The organism is Methanosarcina sp. 1.H.A.2.2 (assembly GCF_000979975.1).
GTDB lineage: Archaea > Halobacteriota > Methanosarcinia > Methanosarcinales > Methanosarcinaceae > Methanosarcina.
In genome coordinates this window covers 61,359-86,375 of sequence record NZ_JJQL01000075.1, presented here as the reverse complement: position 1 = coordinate 86,375, position 25,017 = coordinate 61,359, and the positions used below count along the sequence as shown (strand labels likewise).

Annotated in this window: 16 protein-coding genes and 1 tRNA gene; 2 read left to right on the top strand and 15 right to left on the bottom strand. The window is 40.7% G+C overall.

Annotated features, from left to right (window positions below):
• Positions 1–242: 242 nt before the first annotated feature.
• From EO93_RS11340 to pglZ, 3 genes are all read right to left on the bottom strand, one after another.
• Entirely contained in the window at positions 243–1,835 is a 1,593-nt protein-coding gene (locus EO93_RS11340; protein WP_048162609.1) for an IS1634 family transposase, read from the bottom strand.
• Between the two features lie 169 nt (positions 1,836–2,004).
• The gene (brxL, locus tag EO93_RS11335; protein ID WP_048162608.1) at positions 2,005–4,053 is read right to left on the bottom strand and encodes a protease Lon-related BREX system protein BrxL; all 2,049 of its coding nucleotides are present in this window, start codon (positions 4,051–4,053) and stop codon (positions 2,005–2,007) included.
• Positions 4,054–4,116: 63 nt separating this feature from the next.
• Complete coding sequence (gene pglZ / locus EO93_RS11330; RefSeq protein WP_235284229.1) at positions 4,117–6,861, bottom strand: BREX-1 system phosphatase PglZ type A; 2,745 nt, start codon at positions 6,859–6,861, stop codon at positions 4,117–4,119.
• Between the two features lie 156 nt (positions 6,862–7,017).
• Here pglZ and EO93_RS11325 point away from each other — a divergent pair, with 156 nt between their 5' ends.
• A complete protein-coding gene (locus tag EO93_RS11325; RefSeq protein ID WP_048162607.1) occupies positions 7,018–8,997 on the top strand; it encodes a tetratricopeptide repeat protein in 1,980 nt (659 codons plus the stop codon).
• A gap of 702 nt (positions 8,998–9,699) precedes the next feature.
• On the opposite strand, the gene EO93_RS11320 is transcribed toward EO93_RS11325, so the two are convergent.
• The 11 genes from EO93_RS11320 to EO93_RS11275 form a co-directional block, all read right to left on the bottom strand.
• Complete coding sequence (locus tag EO93_RS11320; protein ID WP_235284228.1) at positions 9,700–10,593, bottom strand: winged helix-turn-helix domain-containing protein; 894 nt, start codon at positions 10,591–10,593, stop codon at positions 9,700–9,702.
• Between the two features lie 556 nt (positions 10,594–11,149).
• A complete protein-coding gene (locus EO93_RS11315; protein WP_048162606.1) occupies positions 11,150–11,704 on the bottom strand; it encodes a GNAT family N-acetyltransferase in 555 nt (184 codons plus the stop codon).
• A gap of 2 nt (positions 11,705–11,706) precedes the next feature.
• Positions 11,707–11,850, bottom strand: a complete 144-nt coding sequence (locus EO93_RS17985) for a hypothetical protein (protein ID WP_198143874.1) — start codon at positions 11,848–11,850, stop codon at positions 11,707–11,709.
• 437 nt (positions 11,851–12,287) lie between these two features.
• Positions 12,288–13,658: a helix-turn-helix domain-containing protein gene (locus tag EO93_RS11310; RefSeq protein ID WP_048162605.1), complete on the bottom strand. Its 1,371-nt coding sequence runs from the start codon at positions 13,656–13,658 to the stop codon at positions 12,288–12,290.
• A 72-nt stretch (positions 13,659–13,730) separates the two neighbouring features.
• Positions 13,731–14,198 carry a hypothetical protein gene (locus EO93_RS11305; protein ID WP_048162604.1) on the bottom strand — a complete coding sequence of 156 codons (468 nt, stop codon included), beginning with the start codon at positions 14,196–14,198 and terminating at the stop codon, positions 13,731–13,733.
• Between the two features lie 3 nt (positions 14,199–14,201).
• Positions 14,202–15,995 carry a BREX-1 system adenine-specific DNA-methyltransferase PglX gene (gene pglX, locus EO93_RS17530; RefSeq protein ID WP_235284230.1) on the bottom strand — a complete coding sequence of 598 codons (1,794 nt, stop codon included), beginning with the start codon at positions 15,993–15,995 and terminating at the stop codon, positions 14,202–14,204.
• The gene (locus tag EO93_RS11295; RefSeq protein WP_082107639.1) at positions 15,943–17,130 is read right to left on the bottom strand and encodes a YhcG family protein; all 1,188 of its coding nucleotides are present in this window, start codon (positions 17,128–17,130) and stop codon (positions 15,943–15,945) included. The genes pglX (EO93_RS17530) and EO93_RS11295 overlap by 53 nt, the downstream gene beginning before the upstream one ends.
• Complete coding sequence (pglX, locus tag EO93_RS11290) at positions 17,127–18,989, bottom strand: BREX-1 system adenine-specific DNA-methyltransferase PglX (RefSeq protein WP_048162602.1); 1,863 nt, start codon at positions 18,987–18,989, stop codon at positions 17,127–17,129. The genes EO93_RS11295 and pglX (EO93_RS11290) overlap by 4 nt, the downstream gene beginning before the upstream one ends.
• A gap of 19 nt (positions 18,990–19,008) precedes the next feature.
• Positions 19,009–22,680 carry a BREX system P-loop protein BrxC gene (gene brxC, locus EO93_RS11285; RefSeq protein WP_048162601.1) on the bottom strand — a complete coding sequence of 1,224 codons (3,672 nt, stop codon included), beginning with the start codon at positions 22,678–22,680 and terminating at the stop codon, positions 19,009–19,011.
• Positions 22,681–22,874: 194 nt separating this feature from the next.
• Complete coding sequence (locus EO93_RS11280) at positions 22,875–23,447, bottom strand: DUF1788 domain-containing protein (protein ID WP_048162600.1); 573 nt, start codon at positions 23,445–23,447, stop codon at positions 22,875–22,877.
• A 107-nt stretch (positions 23,448–23,554) separates the two neighbouring features.
• Complete coding sequence (locus tag EO93_RS11275; RefSeq protein WP_048162599.1) at positions 23,555–23,782, bottom strand: hypothetical protein; 228 nt, start codon at positions 23,780–23,782, stop codon at positions 23,555–23,557.
• Between the two features lie 97 nt (positions 23,783–23,879).
• On the opposite strand from EO93_RS11275, the gene EO93_RS11270 reads away from it, so the two are divergent.
• Positions 23,880–24,707: a DUF429 domain-containing protein gene (locus EO93_RS11270; protein ID WP_048162615.1), complete on the top strand. Its 828-nt coding sequence runs from the start codon at positions 23,880–23,882 to the stop codon at positions 24,705–24,707.
• On the opposite strand, the gene EO93_RS11265 is transcribed toward EO93_RS11270, so the two are convergent.
• A tRNA-Leu gene (locus tag EO93_RS11265) sits at positions 24,708–24,792 on the bottom strand.
• Positions 24,793–25,017: the final 225 nt, after the last annotated feature.

Sequence of the window (25,017 nt, the reverse complement as noted above, 5' to 3'; positions counted from 1 at the left end):
CCGACTTTCCGCAAATGTCCTCAAAAATAAAATTATTTTTATTAAATGGCCAACTGTCAAATTATAATTGACCTTTGTTAATGGCAATTCGTTGATTCTTTAGCACAACACTAACTGAACTTATCAATGTCCCATATTATTCATACTGTATGACTGGTATTTCCTGAATTCCATAATAGCATCCGCTACTTGTGCTACCAGAAACCTTTGAGATTTTTTAGTTAATGAGCTTAACCCTCATCTCAAAAATAGTATTTTTCACAACTCTTTCCCATTAACCTGATTAACTTCTCTTTAATCTCATCCAAGTTGGCAACTTGAATTTTCGTTTTTGATTTCGTTTTTACTTCCACTTCCGTAATCCCCCTCATCAGCATGAAAACCCATTTCAATGTCGGCTTTTGAGTTTGTTTCTTGACCTGATCCGGTATTGATTCCCCTGTTTCTTTTAGTTTTTCTCTCAGCTTACATTCTGCTACCGAGTAAACCATCAGAGTTAAAACCATGATCATTGACAATGCTTCAATTCTTTCGGGTTTCTTAAGATAAACCTCCGAAACCCTGAAACTTTTGTCCTTTATGAACCTGAATCCTTTTTCCACTTTACTCTGGTTTTTGTATTTTTCCAGCATCTCTTCAGCATCAAGGTCCAAGTCATTGCTTCCGATTATAAATCTTCCATGATACTTATTTTCATTCTGTACAATTTCTTCATTCCTGACAGCCTTTGCATCTACAACATAATGAGTGACAAGCTTTTCACCCTTTTTTGGCCTTCCCTTCTTACCGTTTTCTCGTTTTGAGATTGTGGATATCTCCACTGTTTCCATCAAACAGTAAGGGTTTTCCTGTTTCCATCTTTCCAGAGCTGCTCTTGCGTCCTCTTCACATGCAAACTCTATTTTTTTCAGCTCTTTAAGATCTTTCTGAGCTTCCTTGACAATCTTTTTTATTTTCTTTTCAAACGTAATGTCTTTTCTTTTATGCATCTCGGTGGAGTGAACAACTACCCATTTTTGTTTTATGCCACCATATTCAACCATCGTTTCATAAAAAGAGTAGCGGGGATCTTCTCCCTGTTTAAACTCAATATCAGAACTCAGTAGCTCTTTACAAAGATTTATGGTTGAGGGAACACGAGTGATCCACTTCATGTCTTTTAATGCTTTGATATTATCTTCAGAATAAAGAGAGCTATCAGCTATGAAATAAACATCATCAGGAAACTCTATGTTTTCCTTAAGTCTTTTCATGGCTTCTACTATGGTTTCTTTGTCGGATGAATTTCCAGAATAAGCCTGTGTAAATAATGGCATACCATACTGGTTTACAATCATCCCCATTGAAAAACGCTTCAAATCATATCTCTTATCTTTTGCGTGACCATAAGTGAGTTCAATGGCAGAGCTACCATCTTCAGGTTCATAGTCTCCATGAACGCTGAAATTGGTATCATCGCAATGAAGCTGTATAACCTTAAGGTTCACAATTTCCATCATTTTAATGGAAAGTTTCATGAACAATTGAGTGGGATCTGCTTCGTAGATCTTATCAAGAGTTCGCCCTAAAACGTCATCATTAAGATCTGATGCACTCACTCCAAGACCAAGTAATCTTTCAACTGGAAGGTTTTCAAAATATTGGGAGTACAGGTAAAGTCGATTGTCAGTGAATCCAAGGCAATTAAGAATCATTGCCTTTATCACCATTGAATGAGCTACCTTATGTTGTCCAACTTTGGGAAGTACTTCATCGATAATACTTCCAATTTCAAGTTCATCGAAAATTCCACAAACTATACCGTGATGGTCCAGGGCGTTAGTAGTAATGTGCATAAAAATTCAAAAATTCAATAGCAAGTTACATTATTTACAGTTTTCCAATAAAAATACCTGAATAATAATCCGAGATCTGCGGAAAGTCTGATAATTGTTTCTTAAAAGTTTAAACCTTCAACTAAAGGAGCTTACTATGAATCCAGATTTATCCAGATTTTGTAAGATATTAAATCAGTGCCATCGACTTGTACACTGCATCTATCGGATCTTCATAAAACGAAATCTGGAACTTGCTGAAAAGGTCCGGAGGTACTGTCGCAATCTTCCCTGCAGAAGCAATCGGAATCAGAACCCTTTTTGCTCCGGCATCAAGACAGACCTGTAAAAGGCCAGCCAGGTTTTCAAGTACAGCTACAGAGCCTCCGATTGTCATACTTCCGAGAATGGCGGTCTGTTCCTGAAGCGGCCTTTCCAATGCTCCTGAACAGAGGCTGATGAAGGCTGCAAGAGCGAGTTCTTCGGACATGCCAACTCCATAAAGGTCCTGGACGTGCAAAAAGTAGTCTTTTTCTTTTACGGAGATGCTCTGGCTTATGGATTTTGCGTTGGCCCTGAAGTAATTAAAAGCCGTTTTTATTGACTCTTTGGCCTGAGAATTTGAACCTGTGCCTGATCTTTCATATTTACCCGAGCCGGATACAACCTGGACTTCAAACTTGTAGGCCCCGATCTTGCCAGATTCCGTAGCAGCAACTGCATAGGCTTCTCCGGGCTTTGTAATGCCTGCGGGGATGATCTTGTTTCCGCCGCTTTCGGGCACGGACACGAAGGCTTCTGTCAGGTTTTCATTGTCAATGTAGGAGAAATTAACATCAAAGAACTCGATTCCTCCTATTTTTTTCAGCTGCTCTTTCACACGCCTTCGACCTACGAGGGCGTACTCAAGGATCTCCTGCGCCTGCTCTCTGGTGATATTCTCATCCGGGTAGATGAGTTTCATAAGGCCTGAGAAGGTCTTTTTAACCGCAATTACATCGCGCTGGTTCAGGTTGTTTCCGAGTTTAAAGAACCTGTTTATATTGTCAGCATAGGACCGCTTCCTCATTTCCCGGAAGAATTCTGCAATATAGTCAACTATGAATCCGTACCTGTCTGTAAAGTGTTCAGGCCTGAACTTCGGGATTTCCCAGCCAGGGATGTAATAGTGCATCCTGTCGAAAAAGGCGGTATCGCTGTTCATGGCGTCCGGGAAGGGAGAAAAGAGGTTTGAAGTCTTTATTAAGGACTCTATACTCTGGTTTACATTTCCAACAAAGACGATTGACGCATTTGCATTCTTTTGCTCTTTTCCCCTTGCAAAAGAGCCGGAGGCCATGTAGTCTTTGAGGATCTGGATTCCGTCTTTGTCTTTGAAACGGATTCCTGCAACTTCATCAAATGCCACTACATCCCAGAACCCCACGAGACCTACCTGTCGGGTGGACATGTTGTAGAAGAGGTTTGCAACCGTGGTCTGCCCTCCGGAGATCAGGATGGTGTTGGGGGATATTTCCTTGTAAACGTGAGATTTCCCGGTGCTTTTCGGGCCGAGTTCGCAGAGGTTGTAGTTATTCTCGACAAGAGGAACTAGCCTTTCGAGCATATGCCATTTTGTGGGAGTTTCAAGCTGGGTGGGCTCCATCCCAATGCTTCTCATCAGGACATCAATCCACTCATCTTTAGTAAAGTTCTTCCTTTCTACCAGGATCTCCTGGAGGTTCATATTAGGGATCTGGATAGGTTTCAGGCTGGAGATGACGAATGGCGAAGAAGCTGATTCTGTAGAGTACTCCATCTTGATCATGCACCAGATTCCCCCGCCTAGAAGCTTGTCGTATTTTATGACATAATCAGAGTCAATTTCAATGTTTTTAAGCCCAAGGTTGGAGAACTCAGCTTCGTAAACGTCTCTCCTTTCATTGAGTGTGACCGTGATCTTATCAATAATGGTGTAGTATCCTGTCTCCCTGATCCTTGATTTGATCTTTTCGGCTTCATCAGACCTCACATAGTTCTGGGACAGGATATTTTTGACCTTCTGGACACCTTCCTTAATTACATCCTCGTCATCATCTGCACAGTAGGAGCCTAGAAGGTATTCCAGTACATAGACAGGGACGTTGTGCCCGACCTTCAACAGCTTTGTGAGGTCTTTTCTCACAACCCTGCCGGAGAAGTACTGATTTAATTTTCGGTCTGTTTCAAGGCTTACTGTTTCGAGATCTGCTTCAACCATTTTATCCTGTCCCTAAAAACTTTTTTTATTCCTGAATCTTTATGCCTGATTCCCTTTTTTAATTTAAAAGTCATCAAAATCGCCAATCAAAAGGTCAAGTTCGAATGGAATCCGGGCAATATCTTTGATTTCATTTGTGTCTTCATCAATCAATCTAAGGTAATATGTTTTATTTTCGAGACCATTGCCAAGGGTAAGTATAACAGTGTACTGCCTTTCTTCAGGCTCATCGGATTCGCTATTGGCAATAACGGTTCTTTCGTCACTGACCATTTTTTCCTGCTCACCGTCAATATCCCATAATGAAGCCCTGAAAGTACGGGGTTTCAGCTTATCAGTCACTTTTTCTGTCTGGAAAATCTTTACTTTAAACTTGCTGCTTGTGATCTTTTTCCGGTCATTTATTACCGAGACGTTGACTTTGCCGTATTTGATGCCTTTCTTTTCCAGGGTTTTTTCATTTCTCCGATGGGTATATGTCAGGACCGGAATGACAATTTCCTGAGGAGAGGCTCCTCCATGCACGAAATTGAGCCCGCCTCCCTGGAGCTTGAACCTGAGGTCAGTCTTTGGGACATAGGCAAAGAGGGGGGAATGTTCCTTCCCGAGAATATGGCGCATGTCAAAACTGTGTATGTTATTCAGTGAATTATCCGGTGCAAGCTCCTGGTCACTAAGGATAAATCTCTTTGTGGTATCAATTATGCGGGTTTTGTCAAACGATGAGGTTTCTACCTTATCCACATTTTCCATATCATCTCTTCTGTACAGGAAACCATGATCTGCTGTGACAATGACGTTTGTGGTGTTTAGTGTATCACTCAAATGCTTGACCATTTTCTTGATTTCAAAAACTGTTTCTTCCACAGCATTGAAAACGCTGTTTTCCGAGGACTGCTTATCCCCGGTTGAGTCTATCTTATTGTGATATATGTAAAGGACTCTTTTTCCTTTGATCAGTTCTCTTGCCTCTTCCCGGCTTAATTTAATGAAGTCTTCATAGTTCAGTGCAAGTGAGTCATCACATTTGCTCTGCAGGATTTTGTTCCTTTTTTCAAGCCCTTCGGAACTTATGCCGTCCACAAAGATTTCTTTTCCTCTGTATTCCAGCGCATTATGTGGGAGTAAACTTGCCATTCCGAGCTTCGTGTATGAGGGTAAGACTCCGGCCATGTAGCTGAGTTCTGGAAGTCCCCAGGTATCTTTGTTGAGGGTTTCAAAAAGCTCTACAGCTGCTTCATAGCGCAGTGCATCGGAAATAATAACTGCAACTTTACTCCTGTCATCTTTTTGCAGAATCCTGTTTACATGCCGTTTGTAAAAGTCCTTCTGGCTGTCTGCAAGTTCAATCTTCCACTGCCCATTGAGCTCGGAATCAATAAGGCTGCTCCATTTCAATAACAGTTTTCCAAGCAGTTTGTTGGTGTAGAGGTCTTCGACCTGAGGTCTGAGGTTTTTCTTCAGGATGTCCTTTTCCTGCTCTTTATCATAGTAATAGTAGAATTTCCTGTAGAGATAATCGATCTGGTAGTAAGTCTCAGCATACGCTTTGAATAACTCATACAAACTGGGAGTGTTTTCAAGAGCATCAGCTGCTTTTGGATTATCATAGTATTCCCTGGCAAAACGGAAGAGCTTAACCGCATATTCAAGCGCATTGTAGATGTTTTCGTATTCGGAAAACCAGTGTTTTGTCCGGCGGGTATCGATCCAGGCAAGATGGTTTTTGAAGTCCTCTTCAGTCGAATCTACGGGGCTGTTCAGGGATTTGAGTATCTGAAGAATTACAACCCTGTCAAAGGTTTCCACGGCTTCAGCTTCAAGATATGTCTGAACATCACGTTTATCAAGTTCTGCCTGCAGGTTATTTTCCAGGTCCTGACCATTTTCTGCAAGCATTTCCCTGGTATATTTCTCAAACGTTTTGGAATCCCGTGAGCTGTCCATCCAGTGCTTGAGGAAGATCTGGCACTCGTTTTCTTTCCGATCAACATACTGGTCATAGCCTGCCAGGGAAATTCCGGAATACCGCTTTATATGTGTGACAAGGAAACTCAGGAAAAGCTTCTTCAGGGTAGGATTTTTTGCCGAAAACCCAAAGTCCTCTTCTGCCAGTTCCCAGAAGTTCTCCTCCAGCCCGAACTTTGAGATATTCTCCCAGGCCGGGTTTTCAGTTTCATCCAGGGATTTCAGCATGATGTCCCTTATAATCTGTTTGAAATCAAGGGCCTGTGTCTTTGAAAAAACAGCCAGCATACCCAGAATGAACTCTTTTTCCCGCCAGTCCCGCTGGTGGAGCTTCTTTATGGGCTGGACCCTCTCCTTCTGGTTGCCAAAGAATTTCTCGTATTTCGTGAAGAAGTCGTCTAGCTCATGCCCATCGATTTCAAATTCGCTCTTGATGTCCGAAATCCGGCTGTTTTCAAATCTGGACGAATAGAGCTGGATATCAAAAAGCCAGTTGTCTTCGTGTGCCCTTTCTTTGTCTGGACAGTAGATGAGGTAATTTGACTCAAGGTCTTCGATTTCAAGGCGCTTTTTAGTTTCAAAATAGTTATTGTCAAGGATATGGAATTTGATGTTGTTTTCTTCCATGACCTGAATTATTTCTTCAAGCTCTTCTCCGGGAGCCTGCTTCTCCTGATCCCAGGCGGTTTTATCCCTGTCGTACCAGAAGACTATTTTTCTGTTCTCATAGTCTTTCAGTTCTGAAGGAGAGAATTTTTTGAGTATGCTTAAGATTGTTTTTTCTACGTTGACCATGAAAATCCATATCCTGTGTTCCTTCTCAAGGTTTTTAGTAAGCATTGAAGGTTTAGATACTTTATGATTATGTAATTTCTGTTTACCGCAATGGAAAAAAATTAGTTATTTTTCCTTTTTTAGTAATAGTTGTGAATTAATATGACTATTAATCTTATTTAATTAGATATTATAAAATAAAGGAACCACATTTGTTTATCTATGGCAAACAATGGGAAATCATTAAAAAAGCTTATAGAATATGACAAAATGTTAAAAAAAGATCCTCATAGCACTGGATTACTTTACCAGAAAGGAATTATTTTAAATAAAATTGGAGATTATAAAAATGCTATAGAAACTTATGATTTAGTCTTAGAAATTGATCCATTAACTCCAAGAATCCTATATGCAAAAGGGATTTCTCTCTTTGCACTTGAGAGATATGAAGAATCACTTAGCGCTTATGATCAAGTTCTAAAAATTAGGCCCCATTTTTCAGATATTCAAAATAAGAGAAATCAAGTTTTAACCATTTTAAAAACTCAAAAATTAAATGAGCAATTGAAAATATACGAAATTGAATCCGAAATTAATCCTAAAGATTCAGAGTTGTTCTATAATAAAGGAAACATTTTATCAAAATTGAAAAAGTATGAGGAAGCAATAAAAGCTTATGATATATCTTTAAAGCTAAATCTTGGAGATGCTGAAGTATTATTTGAAAAAGGAAATGCACTTTTTAACTTTGGAAAATATAAAGAAGCTATTAAAATTTATTCAGAAGCTCTAAACATTAAACCAGATTATTTTGAAGCCAAAAAAAACATAACTCGTGCCTTGATTATATTGAGAACTACTTACCTAAATGAGGGCAAGTACGAAAAAATGTTCAAAGTTTATAATGAATTATTAGATTTCGAAGAAGAATTAGCACATTATGTGCTTTTGGAATTATCTGGAGCAATTAGTAATTTAATAAATTTATATAACTATGAGAATATAATAATAATCTGTGAGGGACTTCCAGGATTAAGGCTTGGAGAAGTAGAAAAAAATATTTTGATAAATAGAATTTTATCAGCTTTATCTAAATCACTAATGAAGTATGAAACTCCTACCAGGCACAATGGAACTATATTGGTATGTGAAGCTTTACTTAAGATAAAACCAAATGATGATGAAATTAAAAGAAAAATCGAGAATTCCCGGCGTTATCCCGAGTTTCATAATCGAATAAATGAAATAAAAAAAGGAACTGTTTATCTGAACAGTGGAAAGTATAAAGAAGCGTTCAAAATTTACGATGAAGCTTTATCTTTAGAAATTTCTACGCCTACAGAAAAATATTCAATAGAATCTAATATATTTTTAGCTTTATCCAAATCAATTGATAATTTAATTGATTCTCAAAACTATGCTGGCATAAAAATTGTCTATAAAGAGATTTTAGGAATCAGGTTGAAAGATGCAAAAACGAATCTTTTGATTAATAAAATATCCTCAAGTTTATCCAATGCTCTGAGAGTATGTGATGTTTCTAAAGAATCTGATAAGATTTTGATGATATGTGAGACTTTGATGAAAGTATATCCAAAGGATAAAAAGACTTTGGAAATTATTAAAACTTCATTGTCTGAATCTCTGAATATATATGAAGCTTCGAAGGAACACGATAAGATCATAAGAACATGTGGTGCTTTACTAAAAATAGATTCAGATGACATAAAAACTTTGAAAGTCCTGGGAAATTCGTTGCTTCATTTTAATTTTGATCGTAAATCTCTTGACATATATGAGAAAATACTTGCCCTTAATCCAACTGATATGGAGATGTGGTGTATAAAAGGAGATATATTATCTGAACTTAAAATGTATAATGAAGCTCTGGAAGCATATGAAAAAGCATTTGATCTAAATTCTGAAAACATAAAGTTATTGTATGTAATAGGGGATACTTTATTTAAAATTGAAGATTATTTTGGTGCACTTAAATCATATGAAAAAGCTCTGGAAATTAATCCTGATTGGTCTGATCTATGGCGTAAAAAAGGAAATGTCTTTTCTAAACTTGGTTTTCTTGATGAAGCGCGGGAAGCTTACTCAAAATTAGAAGAATTAAATCACAGAGAAGAGGCTGGAAAAAGTCAGGAATGGTATGAAGTAGACAATGCGATCAACAGATATCATCTATATAGATAAACACTGTCAAGAGTGAAGGACAAGCTCAAAAACTAAAAAATATGTAAAGAATATGTAAAGAATATACAAAACTGAATCCAGTAAATCTGGTACCATAAAAAAGTCAGCAGTTGAGTGCAATTCCCTGCGTGCTGACTGGAAGATTCATGCTGTTTAGTCCGAGTTTCTTCTTTGTCCCCTTTATGTCCCCTTTGTGTCCCCATTGTCCCGTTTGGATTATTTATCCTTTTCACAAACTTATCGAGATTCTAATTTTGTGGCTTTATAAGTACATTTGAATGAGTGAACTACCCAACTTGTCAGCCTACGGTTGTCGAAGAAGTAGACTTCTCGCCTTAGAGTTAAAAAAAGCTAATCTCAAATGGAAATACCATTGCCCTGTTAAAAAAATGAAATGATTAGAATTTCTTTGTTAAGAAATCAATTACCTCTTTATCTGACTTTGTATATCGAGATACAGGAGGTTTGGATTTTTCATTCTTTTCGAATAAGGAATGCAATTTATTGATGGCAACAGGGTCTGATATGTATAAAGAGTTTTGTTCCAGATATCTTGAAGCCATGTTCACCAATCCATTGAATTTGATATTTTGTTAATTATATAAAGTTGTAAACAATCTTATTTTAGCAAAATTATTCAGTCTATTTTCTTACCACTATAGTAGAGTATAGTTGTAATCCATATAAATTTTTCTTACTCACTCACTCAGTGTTTAAATATTTAACTAATTGAGTCCTTTCTAACTGATCTTCTTGAAGTTCGGACTGCAATTCCATGAAACCATAATCTTTGTAAAAATTCATAACATAATCCGCTCCTTTATTCGCTTCAAGCCAGACTATGGTTCCTCCCAACATTTCTATGCATCTATAAACAATATTCAAAGCTTCATTGAGCAGGTATTCACCCTTAAAATTATACTTAAACATATCATTTTTTCCTAATTGGGCAATAAAATACGAGGGGATGCCGTCCTGATCTTTTAATAGATTCATATCCTTTTTTTGCTTTCTGGTTAATTTATTCTGGTCTACATATAATATTTTCAAAGAAAGTGCAAAAAATCCAAGGATGTAGAAGTTTTCATTGTCATTATTCTTTCTGTCAAGTATAAGATAAGACCTGCAAATTGACTTATCCTCAAATCTTTCTATATTATTCCGGATAAAATCCTGTATATCAGAGTCTTTTGAGCAATAGAAACTGTTTAATGTATTTTTTAATTTCACTTCATCACTAAATTGTGTGAACTTATTATAAGGAACGACAATTGGATCTATTTCAAGTTCAAAAGAGTTTAAATAATCCTTTATCTCGACCAGTTGTTTAATATTTTCCAGTTTGTTTCCTTCAAGTGACTGTCTATTTAAAAACTCCATACCCTTAGAACTTATGGAAATCAGACCAACCGGACCATTCTGAATGAACCGTATCATTTTCAGGTACTTGAAAACCCAGTAGATTTCCTCCTTGAATTCAAGGGTTTCATCTGAGTCTTCCTGCCGAAAATCGCTTTTGATTTCAAAATCTTCAATCAATTTTGTTTCAAGGGCAGAATACCTGCATCTCTCAGACCTATAAATATTTTCAACCATTTGATTGATGACAGTTTCAAAGCATGGCAGTTTTACGTTTTGTCCACTCAAAGTTATCAGGTTCCTGATTAATGGATAAAATGATGACCGATACATGCTTCAATCTGTATTAAATTTTATCAACAATGTATAAAAATTTTCCTTATTTGCGTTGATTAATATTCAAAATGCTGCGGAGGTCAGCAGGGGATTTTTCTCCATCTTTGAGTGCCAGTAACAATCTTTGAACCTGATCATATGACTGGGTCGGTAACTGGGTCGGTGGTTTCAACCACAAGGGATTTTGTAAGATAAACAATGAACCGCACCCGCCATCCCGATCTCGATGATTTCCGGTTTGGGCAAACCAGGAGTTTCGGATTCGCCGGAGTTGATGAGTTTCTGGAACTTCATTGCACCCGATTCCTTATTTTTCGGTTATTTAGTGCGGCTTATGCGGCTTTAGTGAGGTTTTTGCGGAATTATTGCGATTTTTGCGGAATTATTTTGGCTTTTGCAGTGTTTAGAAGCACCAGACTTGAAATAAAAGGAAAGTTGAGCTGTAATAGAAAAGCAGTTACACAAATGGATCAAGGGATTCAATTGGCTCAAGCTCTTCTACAATTGGCTGCATGTTCAAATAGAGCACGGGATAATCCTTCTTGCTCGACCCTTTAACAAGTTTGAAACCGTGTTTTATGTAAAAACCCACAGATTGTGGTTTTGAGTCGACTGTGATATATCTACATCCGGCGATATTCGATACTTTTTGAGTCAAATATATTGCAATGTGCAGCATGTATGACCCCACTCCCCGGCCTGCAAAACTTTCGTGTGTGGCTAATCTTGCAAGTTTCAGGGCGGGGTATCTTGAATATGGAAACCCGTCTACACAATCTGAGTTATCGATTGATTTAACCTGTATGGTATCAGTAGTTAAAGTGAAATACCCTACCAATTGTTCCTGATAGTAACAGACATAGGTCTTGTTGATTAGCTGTTCTTGATTTATCAGGGCATCGTTTTTTAAAAAATCGTTTAGATCGGTGTTTTCACAGCAAAAAGATAAAACATCGTTTCTCTTAGAAAGTGAATAAGTAACAAGTTCTAGATCCGGTATTTTATGCGGCACACTTACAACCTGACTGTACTTGCAAGTTTCCTTGCCCGTTTAAACATCTCTATTTGTTGTTTGGTTGCAGGCTTCTTCTCGTTTTCCCAGAATTCCCTGGCATCCTCACCTTCTAAGACAAGACCCAGTTCAATTGGCTTTGCCACAATTGTTTCCTCCGCATCTACAATATAAATATATGTAACTATTTTAATTGGTTATTATCAACTCGTTCTATAAAAAACATTGCTCAATTTACTTTTTCAAATCTGATGCCGTGATCTTCGAGACCTGGTCATATGACTGGATCGGTTACTGGATCGGTTACTGGGTCGGTAACTGGGTCGGTAACTGGGTCGGTAACTGGGTCGGTGGTTTCAACCACAAGGGATTTTTTAAGATAAACAATGAACCGCACCCGCCATCCCGATCTCGATGATTTCCGGTTTGGGCAAACCAGGGGTTTCGGATTCGCCGGAGTTGAGGAGTTTCTGGAACTTCATTGCACCCGATTCCTTATTTTTCGGTTATTTAGTGCGGCTTTAGTGCGGTTTTTGCGGTATTAATGCGGTATTAATGCGGTTTTTGCGGTATTAATGCGGTATTATTGTGGCTTGAACTCAGGGTTTATAGTGTAGTGGGTTCCCCTTCCCCTGCTCCCTATCTTTTCAAAGATCCCTTTCTCAACGAGGTCTTTGAGTTCCATTGTCGCAAGCCGTTCTTTAACTTCACATATTTCCTGATATTCCTTATTGGTAATCTTTCCCTTCTCCTTTACATGGAGTACAGCCTTAATCTGCCTTTCATTAAGACCGATATTTCTAAGATATTCTTCATTGAAAATCCCTTTTTTGAAGATCACACGAAAGCCCTGATACTCTTCAAATACAGGCTCCAGAACCCCTGCTTCTTTGCAGTATTTTTGAATTTTCTCTATTCCGCTCCCCCACTGCTCAATAATTTTCGTATCGAAGAACACTTCTGCTATCCCTTTGTTCCTCAACTTCGAGGCATGAGGTTTGAAAAGGTCTTCCATTGTGAGTCCCAGGGGAAGCCCACCCGGACTCCAGACGATCAGTTCCTCGTCATAAATCCGGATTTCGATATGGGACATAACTGTGTAGTCCCTGTGACAGACCGCATTAATAACCGCCTCCCTGACCGCTTCCAGCGGGTAGTCCCAGACCTCTTCCCTTTCAGGCTTTCCGGTCATAACAAATTTCACGTTAGTGTTTTTTCTGACAAAATCCATGGCTTCTTCGATCTGCTCAAAGAGTGACCCTTCGATCAGCCGGTCATCGATTACAAGAGTTTTGTTCTTAAACCGCCCGCAGTGGACCACAGCCTGCGAAAGAAAACGCCTCCCTTCCTTGCAAAAAAGAAGCCCAGCTGCCCAGGTGGGTTTTCCTTCCATCACAAGCTTCATTTTTTCGAGTACCTGAATAGGGTTTCTTTCTTCCTCTTCCCCAAACCCTTTTCTCCCGACAGCCCTCGCCTTCCGGATATAATTCCTGATCTTTTCAAGGTCAATGTATTCAAGAGTCTCCCCGGCTGCCGGAAACCTATCCCAGCTCATTCCTGTAGACTGCAGGTGCATTTCCGCAATTTCCTGCGCGTTCATGCTCCGGTTGCTGTTGTTTACCCGCTTGAAACACCTGCCCCGGACGGAAACGGGTTTTATAGGATACTCAGGGACCTTTACCGCTACAACCTTTTTCCCCTCAAATTCAAACACCTCGATTTCAGGGATAAGCTGTGGCTCGGTTTTGTCTGAGACCTGGTTTGCCCATTTAGCCAGAGTTTCTTTTCCAATATCTACTCCGGTGACGGCCCCTTTATCAGAAACCCCTAAAAGGATCATGCCGCCTTTTGCGTTGGCAAAAGCTACAGCCGATTCTACGGTTCTTTCGTCAAATTTTTCCTTGAATTCAAGGGTTTCGGATTCGCCGGAGTTGAGGAGGGATTGAAGGTCCATATAATCACGTTGATATGAAAATTGCACTCACTCATTATATTTTTTCGTATAAAAGTCCCGAGAAACGGATTATCAAGATCTTACAAATTCAGGCCTTTCAACATTGATAAGTGTGATAAGCCCTTCAGGATCTTCCTTTTCAAGAAGTGGATATGCTTCTTTTTTACCATAATACACCCAAAACCTGAAAGGTGCTTCAACTGCGAGCAATTTCTCGACAGATTTTTTCCTGAGACTTGAATCAATTTCAAATGCAACTACCGGGATTTCTCTTTTTCCAAACCCAGTGGCCCAGACAACGTCTATAAATCCGTCCCATCCTTTCTCTTTGAAGTCTTCGATCTGATATTCTTTAATGCCATACAGGTAATATTTGGCCGCTAAATAGGAGATCTCTTCCTGAAGCCTGTTGTGAAACTCTATCCTGTGAAAGCTACGAAGGGAATCATGGATCTGAGTAGATACGCCATTAATAGCACCTGCTATTTCTGAAATGTAACTTTCTCTATTTTCAATTAATTTTTCTATTTTTTCATCCATGACTTATATCTTCCCCACTAACCCTTCAAATTTCTTATAACTCTCCACAACCCCATCATCCAGATCAATCTCAATCATCTGATCCGCTTTATGCTGAAGCAGTTCATCGTATTTTATGAGCTCTTCAATTTTCTTATTGAGTTTTGCAAGCTCAGTTTCTGCTTTCCCGCGATTCTTGGAATTTTGAATAATTTCTTTTTCAAGAAGCGGCCTCTGAGCATCCAGCTTCGACTCAAAGTCAAGCAAATAATCGATTCTCATCTTTGCCAGAGTAGTTTTATCGTACCTGTGCATGTAAACGAGCGCATTGAACACTTTTCCTTTTTCTGAAGAAGTAAAGAGCCAGTAAATAGGTCTCTTTTTATACATTTTCAGGTGATCGCTATAGAAATCCTTCAGGAAATAATTCCGGATAACCTTTTCAGGAGCTTCCCCTTTCTTCGAAAGCGCCCCTGCAATGAAGTCCAGGTTTTCAGAAAGCGTCTCCGCTCCAAAAGTTAGCTTCAAAAACTCCTTGAACCGGTTTACGATATCATCCGTGTAATATTCGTCATCGAGGATCGGGATGATATTATCTTCATCCGGCAGGAAAGAAGCTACAGGCACTTTTTCTTTAAAATCAGATAGTTTTTCTCCTTGATTTGCAAGGATTAAACCTTCTTTTTCTGGTGAATATCTTCCAAACATGCAGCCGACAGCATAAGAAATTAATTCTTTAATAGTGTCGGTCAGCAGCAGAACTTCCAGTTCTTCTTCGGTTTTGTTGTTAGCGTAGCGATGATGGGGATTGCAGGTCAGCGTGATTTCTGAAAGTGGCACATCAGGTGTCAGTTCGTCTTGCAAGCCGTAGGCTTCGATGAAAATGCGGTTATTTTCTTCCTCCAGCCGCTGCATTTCGAGAGTCATTTCTCGCCAGTGGGCGCGGAGTTTGGTGTAAGTCTCACGGAGAGTTGGTTGGAGGTATTCGGATTGTAGCAGTGGGAGGGTGATAAAATCCCAGGAAGTTTCGTAGGAATCCCAATCGGATTTTGAGGTGTTAATTAAGGATTCTGCAAATTTGGAAGTCATTTCATCTTCAGGCTTCTTAATCGGGACCTTTTGAACTTGTGTCGGTCCAAAATTCAATGTTGGAGTTAAAACCGACAGATACCTTAACGAAATTTTTGTGTTTAAAAGGCTTATCACTTCCATTATATGTTCGTCCTTCCCAAAGCCACACATTGAGGCACTTGAAAAAAGAAATCCTTTTGGAAAATACCTCACTCCAAAATAACTGGAAGAAATTGCAGTCCATGTTAATCCTGGCTGAAAAAAACGATTTGTACTTACAATGTACCTTGACCAATGACCACCATTATTAAGTTCAGTCGCTCTACATTTTACTTCAAAACCATCGTTAAACCAATTTATAATAGATTCATTGTTGCCAAACCATTTTCGGAACGCTCCACCACTATTGTAAGGGAACCATTTTTTTTGAGATTCAACTGATTCCAAGCTTGATTTGATTCCTATTCCAATTTTATTAAAAGAAACTTCACTCCAGTTTCTCACGAAGTTTTCATTATCTCCTGTTCCCATACCTTTTCTAAACTCTAACATTGAAGATAGAGGAGGGTATTTTGAAAAAGAGTCAAAAAATTTATCACTTACCCAATAAGCAATCGGCGATCCTGGAATTTTCTTGAAGTCGGCGGCGGAGGCGCGGTAAAAATTAGGCACAGAGTTGTTTGATGGATTTTCGTTAGTCATAATTTGCCCTCTCCTCGAGTAGCTGGCGGTGCTGTTCGATTTCACGTTTGAGTTCTTCTTCTGTGGGCAGGTAGAGCATGTATTTTGAGGCAAAGAGCTGCTTGCTGTTATTGAGGGCAGAATACTTCACGATGGTCTCGTTTTTTCTTGAACAGAGGATGAGGCCGATGGTTGGGCTGTCGCTGTCGGTGATGTATTTGTCGTCAAACATGCGGACATAGCTGTCCATCTGGCCGATGTCCTGGTGGGTTAGTTCTCCGATTTTCAGGTCTATAAGGAGGTAGCATTTCAAAATGCAGTTGTAGAATACCAGGTCGATGTAAAAGAAGTCATCTTCGAACTGCAGGCGTTTTTGGCGGCCGACGAAGGCAAAACCTTTGCCTAATTCGAGGAGGAAGGACTGAAGGTTGCTGATAATGGCTTTTTCTATACCTGATTCGTGCAGGCCAGGGGAGTCTGGCAACGCAAGAAAGTCAAGGATATACGGATCTTTGATAGCATCTACCGGAGTTTTCGGGCTGTTGCTTTTTCGGGTTAACTCCATCAGGCCTGCCCTGTCCCTGCTTTTAAGCAGGCGTGTGAAAAGGAAAGTGCTGATCTGCCGCTGCAAGTCCGGGACACTCCAGCCTTCTTTCTCGGCTTCCAGTTCATAAAAAAGTCGTTCGTTCCTGTTTTCTACTTTTGTCAGCGTCCGGTAATGCGACCAGCTTAGCAGTGGGGAAAAGCCCTGCACACCTTCGCTGTTTTCAACGGAACTGCTCAGATTTTCCAATTCATCACAAGGCTTGTGATGAATTTGCCTGGTTCCATCTGAGCTGCCCAATTCATCACAAGGCTTGTGATGAATCTCAGGTACCCGGTCGGCATACGTCTGATAAAATAACCTGAAATAACGCAGGTTTGTAGCGGAAAAGCCTTTTCCATACTTCTCGGTAAGCATGGTAGAGAGATCCTCAAGCACTTTTTTTCCATATTCCGCCCGCTCATCCCCGCTCTGCAGTTCCTGCACGATTTCACGCCCGATCAGCCAGTAGGCTATTATCATCTGGTTATTTACCGCCCTGACAACATTAGCCCTTGCCTGATCAAGAATGGAGGCAACCCGGTCAAATAGGGTGCTATCCTGAGGCTGGACTCTCGCCACTCTACCTTTTCTACCTTTATTCTTCTCTGTTTTCATTTTCCCTCCCTCTGGCCGGCACCGCAGATTCTGGACTGCCTTACTGCCTCCCTCAGCCCTGCGTCTTTTTTAGCTTCACAGCTCCCGTCAACAAGCCTTATATAAGCTCCCTTATATTCGTCGTGGTGCGCATTTTCGACAATAAATGCCGTTGTTGAAACAACTTCTCCCCCTATGCTGTCAAAAGCCCGGGCTCCAAAATGAGCCATTGAAATTATAGTGTTATTATTCAGGATATTCTCTCGGAGTTTCTCAAAGGACGAAAGGAACATCCAGCTCTGCATAGTAATCATGGCTATCATGCCTTTTTCCAGTGCAAGGTCCAGATTACGCTCGATAAACATGGCAAATAAATCGGATTTGCTGGCCGGGTAGTTGTCCTGGGAAAAAGCCTTCAGCCTGTTATTCATCCCCTTGCCACCCATATACGGCGGATTGGCAACGACTACATGGTATTTCGGGCTGAGATAGTCCGCCTGCTTCAAGGCTTTCAGGACTTCATCATGAGTTGCAGACAGGACAATGTTTTCGGAAAATTTTTTTGACTCCAGCAGATGCAAAAGGTCTGATACATCCTTTGCAGCCGGGCGGATAAGAGAACCGAAATTGTCAGCCTCGGCGAACTGGAGCAGAGTGGCTCTCTGGGCGTTGGTGAAAAGCTCACTTCCGACTGAATCTATGTAAGCATTAAGTTCGCCTTGCTCAAAAGCAACATTCTCCAGCATGCAGATATTGGGCTGAACCTGCTTTTTGAAAAAGTGTCGGTCTTTGCCCCTTGCCTTCATGGTCAGTGCAAAGCCTGCAAGTTCCCCTGCACGTTTATCGATCTCGACCCCGAAAAGGTTGTGGGTCAGGATCATTTCCGGAATCTCGGAGGGAGTGTAGCCTTCCTCTTCATAAATCGCATACAGCAGGTCAAAAGCATAAACAAGCATGTGCCCCGAACCGCAGGCAGGGTCGCAGATCTTGAGCTCTTCAGGAGAATTAATTTTCAGAAAATCGGTTTCCTGCTGTTCAGGCTTTATATAATACTCCATCCGGTCAGCAAGGCTGGATTCGGGGCGGTTGAGCATCCACAGGCGGCCCAGGGAGTTTTCCACCAGATAACGGACAATCCAATGAGGAGTGAAAAGCTGGGTAACTGCAGGGATATTTTCCTTGCTGATCTTGATGTTCTTCTTCAGGTCGGCAAAGACTTTGTCCTTCTTTGGGGCAATATAGTCCTGATAGATCCAGCCTATGATTTCAACTTCCTGCCAGTCCTCGTCCGGGATAATTGAATTCAGGTCATGCAGGACAGAGCCTGTATGAAGAAGCTTGTCAGGGAAAAGAAGTTCGGTGTAGTTTTCGATTTCCTCAAAGAGGAAGGGCATTATTTTGTTCAGGTAATTGCAGAGCTTGAGAATCAGGTATTTGTAGAGCTCTTCATCTTTGTTTTCGGCTTTGAAATCGAGGACTGAGTTCCGGTCAAGGTTCAGGAAATCAAGTTTCAGGGCGTTTGTGAGAAGATCGGGTTCGAGTTTATTCGGGTCAGTTGAAGTGAAGACTTTGATCTGGTCCGGAAGGCAGCCGTTCATCTCCATGAACTTGAGGGCCACAAGGCGGTTGAACCAGGTATAGGTCACTTCTTCCATAACCTGGGCGTAGCCTTTTTCCTTTATCTGTTTTACAAGCTGGGAGCGCTGGTTTTTGATTTCGGAGTTAAAGACGCTGCCGTTGATTACAACTGAGTCACCGTGCTCTTCTACAGCGTGGATTTCTTTGGGGAAGATTCCGTAGTTGGCTGCCCGGCTTTCTACTTCTGCGTTTAACTTGTCCCGAACCTTGTTTGAGAATTCGATAACTTTTGATTTGTCCATTTTTCATCCAGCTCCTTTCTTAGACCCTTATGTTCTTTTCCTTAAGAATTTTCAACAGCTTCCCTCTGAGCTGTGTAATGTATTCCTCGATATCTTCCTCGTTTTCCAGCATTTTTCCGGACTTGAAAAATGATATATCGCTGATAATTTTGGTATTTCTCTGAGGAACTGCCGGAGGAACATATTCTGTTTCTGCTTCTTTTTCCCGGTCTACAGGCTTTGTTTCCGGAGTTTCCGGATTATCCGAGGACGTAGTACTTTTCTCAGAGGCTAGTTTCTGCTGCCCATCCCGGATTATCCAGCTCTCTCTCTGCTGCTTTTCCCGGATGGTCTGGCTCTCTTTATCTATCTGCCTGTAAGCCTCTACCCGGAGAGAATTTATCATCGGGAGCTGGCTCTGGGCAAGAGCGCAGTCCTCAGCATCTTCTATGGTCCTTTTGACTACATTGAAGAGCCCAAGCACTGTTTCCCTGAAATCGTCAGAAAACTTTTCGTCTGATAGGTCCTTCCCAAGCTCTTTTGTAACCGTATCAAGGCTTTCTCTGATCTCTTTTTTCTGGCCAGAAAGGGCCTCTTGAATTGAAACTTCTATCTCTTTTTCCAGCACGGGAAGCTGGCGGATCTGGGTATAAGGTTTTTCCAGGCTCAGGATTTCATTGACCTCTTCAATGGCTGCTTTTGTTTCTTCCCCGAGGAACTGGGTATTTCTGCAGTAAGCTTTGTACTTGCGGGCAAGCCTCCGGAATATATCAACCTGGGAACCATCAAAGAAGTTTTTCACAGGCTCTGCATCGGTGTGAAGCTCTTCAAACTCGGCTTTTTTGGAGGCAATGGCTCTGAAAAAGGCTGAGGGATCAGAGTTCTCTGTCAGTTCCTTCAGGAATTTTCTGTAGGCTTCTATCTGGGTTCTGCCCGGGAAGCTCCTTTCTTCCTCATACCTGCCTTCGATTATTTGCAGGCCTGAAAGCTCTTTCTGGAATATTTTCTTTGCCTCTTCGTAAAGCTCGCCCTCTTTTTCTGGCAGACCCAGTTTCTCAAAAAGGTCTTTGAGGACCAGCCTGACAGCTTTCAAGTCTTCTTCCCCGGTCTTTTCCCTGATTTCTATGACCAGTTTGTCAGCTTCATCTCTTCTTGTCAGGTGCTTTGCCGTAGCGTCCGCGGCATTGAACAGGTATTCGGACTGGTAACGAAGCTTGATATCTTCCCTGAGGTAAAGAATTGCCACGAGCCCTGAAATCGTCATATCTTTCCAGCCGTAGGGCTTTTTCGTGAAACGGTCTTTTAAGTCGCTTAACAGGACCCTTCCGCCTCTCCCGTACTTTAGCTGGATGTAGTCAAGCACCTCTTTTAAAGCCAGCCTGTTTATGTCGCTGCCTGTAACCCCGAACTTCTCAAGGTCGTCCGAACGCAGGACTCTGAGCACATCACTCTCGGTTTCGTAATCCTTTGTGGCATATCCGGCTTTGTTGTAGACGTTCTCTATAAGGAGGTCAAGCCCTTCTTTTATGCGCTCTTTCGGGTTGGATTTTACAGGCGTTACTTCCTTGTTATCAACAAATACCCTGGAATCCGAGACTCCTTTCAGGATAAGCTCTGCTGCATTTGCTCTTGCGCTTACGGCATTCTGCTGTTTTGTGGACAGGATGTTCTGGATTTCCACATTGTTCCGGTTTGAAGAATTCTGCTTGAGGTATTTCTCTATTCTCAGGTAGGACCTGATCTGGTCAACTAATTCGTCTTCCGGAAGTACGAAAAGAAGAGTGTCCGCTGAATCGATATTGCTTAAACTGTCGCCGCTCAGGGACTGCTGGTTGCCTTTTTTACTATTATACTGGTCTGAAAGAGGGGTAAGGAACTTGATTGTAAGGTCTGCACCTAAAACAGCCTTTACCCTGTCATCAATCGCTTTGTTAAATTTGTAATCCCTATGGGAAGCCGGGCAGATTCCCTGTTTTTGCTCGTAGAGCATCCCATGGATTTCTTCAAGGATCTGGTGCTCTTCAATATCTATCCCTTTGATCTCTCTATTGATATCTTGCTCCTCATTTGTCAGGAAATAATACTTGTCTTCGGACTTGTTTATCAGGGTCTGGTCTTCAAGTCTTCGCAGGGATTCAATGATTCTCTGTTTCAGTTTTACCTTATCTTCGTCAACCGAGGAGATGGAGAGCACTATCAGGTTATCGAGGTTTGGCTCAATTTCCTTAATATTCCTGATCATAAACAGGATTTCCAGAAGCTCACAGTCTTTTTCATTAAGGAAATCATTTTTCCGGGCGTGAGAGATCGTCTTTGCAATAATCGGGTCAAGGAAACCTGCAATAGTCTCATAAAAAGCATGGAAAGGAATCAGCAGCCCCACATTTCTTTCACCGTAGTTCACCGTCGACTCCTTAAAAGCACCAAGGAGCGACCGTTCTCCTTTTGCCAGGTGCTTCCCGGTAAACCCGGTTTCTCTTATTTTTTCAAAGACCTTCTGTGCAAGATTGAACTGATAGGGGACAAAAGGATATACGTTTACAAAGTCCTCTTCATTCTTGTAGACCTTTATTTCAGCCCGGTTTGAAAACGCAAGCAGGTTCCTGAGTATTGTCTGTTTTTCAGCATAGTATGAAGCAAGGACTTCCCTGTATTCCTCTTTCTTATGCAGGATCCTTTTCTTGATGACCTCGTCCACGTTGGCACTGGTAAGGCCCAGCCGGGTGTTAAACCGTCCCTGGATCTTGGAAAAATCATTGCCTTTTACGTGTTCCTTCGTAACAGTATCAATATCAGCCTGTGAAGTCACTGCAACCCAGGCTTTTCCCTGAAGCCTGGTCCCCAGATCTTCAACAATGGTCTGGAGGTTGAGCATCAGCTCGCTATTTTCTCCGATATACTGTCCTATTTCGTCCACAAGGAAAATTACCTGATGGGCTTTTCCTTTCGATTTGCAGTACTTATTGAGCTTATTTGCAAATTTCTCAACGCTGAAAGTATAGCTGGCCCCATCGCTTTCAAACAGCCTTGAAGCAGCCTCCCTGCTCATCGAGCCGCAGCTTGCAAGGGCTTCTATAATATCGTCCTGCTCAAAACCGTAGGCGACTCTTCTTTCTTCCCAGGGTTCTCCGTTTATACGCTCAAACTCGGTTTTGAAAGGCTCATAAAGTCCTTTTTCCTCAAGCTGTTCTTCAAGGTCTGCGATCCAGAAAACGTCTCCCATATACCCGCGCCTATCATTGAAAGCCCTCATGAAGATGTTTACAATCTGCTCGTCGCCCTTGTTTGCAGTGTTTGCTTTGGAATCAATATTAAAAAGAATAACATCTTTAGTGCCTGTAGTAACGGCTTTTTCGATATTGGCTAAAATCGCGGGGTCTGTTATTTTTTCCCTGAAAAACTCGAGTGCTGTCTTCCCCTGAACTGCTCTATTTTCCAGTAAATATGACAGGATTTTGAGGAAATGTGATTTCCCCGAACCGAAGAACCCTGAGATCCAGACCCCTATTTTATCTGTGGGTTCTTCCAGTGTTGCAGTATAGTTCCTGAAGAAGGTATCAAAATGCTTTAGAGACTCGCCTGTCACCACATACTCATCAAGTTCAGTATAGACGCTTCTTTCGTCTTCCTGATCAACTTTTATTACCCCGTTGATATCCCTTCGGATATCTTTTTCAAATAAATCTTCTATTTTTATTTCTGTGGCAGTCATGTTTAGCACTCTGAGTAGATATCAGTCTGAATAGAATTTCAATGTGAATAGAATTTCAATGTGAATTTAATTCCAATGTTAATTTAATTCCAATGTTAATTTAATTCCAATATGCATTAAAGTTAAGATAATTAAGAGTGTGGCTTGAAAGCTTAAAACTTCCCCTCTAAATAATCCTGAGCAAATTTTTTAAATTACATTGCCTCTGGCATCAAGCGGAAAGCTCTGTAGTAATTCTTGCTTTTAAATTCGCCAAATAAGCTCAGGTCAAGCCCACTGAATTTTCCCGGATAAAACATCACAAGCGGCTTTTTGCCTGTAACAGAATGAAGATTGTTAAGGACGGAATGAGCTCTGGTCATCGGCCATGCATTTCCCACTCCTGTCAGAAAAATCAGGTCGTAATCAACTTTAAGTATCTCGGCAATCTCTTTTTTTGTAGCCTCTTGATTCAGAATTAATCTGATATTCTCAAGCAAGGCATCTGAGCCCTTTTTCTTTTCAAACTGAATTATTTTTTCATCAGTAAGCTTCTGATTCAGGATTTTGAGGCATAAATTGTACAGATTAATCTCAACTATCTTAATCGAGTGTTTGCTCTCAAAGCTTGGGATCATCTTTTCAATTGTATCCCTTACAAGGAGCTCTTTCTCCGGTTCGTAATCAAAAATCCAGTATGGGATCTCGTTTCCCAATCCCTTGCAGTCCAGAAAATCTGTTGTTTTTATCTTTTCTTTAAAGAGTTCCAGACGCTCTTCAAGTTTCATGATCTTAGAATACAGGCACTATGTATAAAGCGGTTATTATTTTCAATCAGTAAATTGTTATTTATTTTTAAGCTCTCTGCATCTAATGGTCTCAATAAATTAATAGTTCAATGCTGAGGCATATATCGGCACATGCACCAACCCTCCCTGCCCTCATGCAACTGATGACTGCATGCCTTGCAGGGAATGGGCTTTTCTCTCAGAGCCTCATCAATTGTGTACACTCTGCCGGAAAGTTTCTGGCATTCAGAACAGGAAGCGTCTCCACCGGTAAAAACAAAAACTCTTTCAATGCCTTTCTGTTGATTAGCCATCAATTCTATCTTTGCTGACATCTGAAGAGGCTTGGTAACTATACCTGAATAACTATAAGTAATTCCATTCAAAACCCCTTCCAAAAAGTTCTATATGTGTGAATTGCAAACTCTACTTATGGATAAAAAAGTATGTGTTGGTGTAGATGGATGCAGAGCAGGTTGGTTTGCAATTGCACTAACAGAAGCGGGGGATTTTGATACTTTTGTGTTTTCAGAAATATCTGATCTTTGGAACTATTTCTGTGGCGGCCATATCGATGTTCACATATGTTTGGACATTCCTATCGGTTTAATCGATCGTTCTTCTAGTTACAAAAGAAGACCTTGCGACGCCGAAGCTCGAAAGTTACTCGCTCCAAAAAGGCATCCCAGTGTTTTTACCCCTCCCTGTAGAGAAGCCCTACATGCCGAAAGCTATGAAAGCGCCTGCGACATCAATGAAGAAGTTACCGGCATTCGCCTTACAAAACAGTCATGGGGAATAGTTCCAAAAATTAGAGAGGTGGATGATTTTCTCGTATCCACTCATTCCGCGCAAGAGAATATAAAGGAAATTCATCCTGAAATCTGCTTCTGGGCTTTTGCTGGAAAGCCAATGGAATATTCAAAAAAGAAAAATGAGGGATTCATAGAAAGAAAAAAGATACTGCAAGAAATCTGCAATTTGACAGATAGGATCGTGCAAAATTCTCTTGACAAATATAATAGAAAAGATGTAGCGAGAGATGACATACTTGATGCTCTTGTTGCCTCTTTAACAGCAAAATTGTCCTTTGAAAAAGGTTTAAAATCTGCCCCACAAAATCCTGGACGAGATTCTAGGGATCTGCCCATGCAGATGGTTTATACAACGGTTTGCTGTAGGCTTCAAAATGCGGAAACCGAAACCATGAAAATCAAGCCGAACCTTCAAATCATAAGAAAATATATAAAAAAGATTTAGTGCGAGGGGTGGGATTCGAACCCACGAAATCCTTCGATACCGGATCTTAAGTCCGGCGCCTTTGACCTAGCTGGGCAACCCTCGCAAATTGAAGAGTAACTTTTTATTTTTGCCTGTCCTACCTTTAAATAGCCTTTTTGCTTTTAGCTCTTTTCCTCGGATTTGTTCAGTCCTGTAAATAGTTTATTAAGTTTGATGCATCTGGACTGGCTGAACAACCTTTGCGCTTGAATAAAAGCAGGCTGGTTTTGAGCCGCAAAAATTTCCTTATGCGAACATGCACTAAATAAAGTTAAATTATTTAAAGTTT

What these genes read in the sequence shown, in the direction of transcription:
- brxL (WP_048162608.1), bottom strand. Translation starts at nt 4,053, where the DNA reads ATGGTTGAAGCAGATCTCGAAACAGTAAGCCTTGAAACAGACCGAAAA.
- EO93_RS11280 (WP_048162600.1), bottom strand. Translation starts at nt 23,447, where the DNA reads ATGAAACTTGAAGAGCGTCTGGAACTCTTTAAAGAAAAGATAAAAACA.
- pglX (WP_048162602.1), bottom strand. Translation starts at nt 18,989, where the DNA reads ATGGACAAATCAAAAGTTATCGAATTCTCAAACAAGGTTCGGGACAAG.
- brxC (WP_048162601.1), bottom strand. Translation starts at nt 22,680, where the DNA reads ATGACTGCCACAGAAATAAAAATAGAAGATTTATTTGAAAAAGATATC.
- EO93_RS11310 (WP_048162605.1), bottom strand. Translation starts at nt 13,658, where the DNA reads ATGGACCTTCAATCCCTCCTCAACTCCGGCGAATCCGAAACCCTTGAA.
- EO93_RS11340 (WP_048162609.1), bottom strand. Translation starts at nt 1,835, where the DNA reads ATGCACATTACTACTAACGCCCTGGACCATCACGGTATAGTTTGTGGA.
- EO93_RS11275 (WP_048162599.1), bottom strand. Translation starts at nt 23,782, where the DNA reads ATGTCAGCAAAGATAGAATTGATGGCTAATCAACAGAAAGGCATTGAA.
- pglZ (WP_235284229.1), bottom strand. Translation starts at nt 6,861, where the DNA reads ATGCTTACTAAAAACCTTGAGAAGGAACACAGGATATGGATTTTCATG.
- EO93_RS11295 (WP_082107639.1), bottom strand. Translation starts at nt 17,130, where the DNA reads ATGAAAACAGAGAAGAATAAAGGTAGAAAAGGTAGAGTGGCGAGAGTC.
- EO93_RS11320 (WP_235284228.1), bottom strand. Translation starts at nt 10,593, where the DNA reads ATGGTTGAAAATATTTATAGGTCTGAGAGATGCAGGTATTCTGCCCTT.
- EO93_RS11325 (WP_048162607.1), top strand. Translation starts at nt 7,018, where the DNA reads ATGGCAAACAATGGGAAATCATTAAAAAAGCTTATAGAATATGACAAA.
- EO93_RS11270 (WP_048162615.1), top strand. Translation starts at nt 23,880, where the DNA reads ATGGATAAAAAAGTATGTGTTGGTGTAGATGGATGCAGAGCAGGTTGG.
- EO93_RS11305 (WP_048162604.1), bottom strand. Translation starts at nt 14,198, where the DNA reads ATGGATGAAAAAATAGAAAAATTAATTGAAAATAGAGAAAGTTACATT.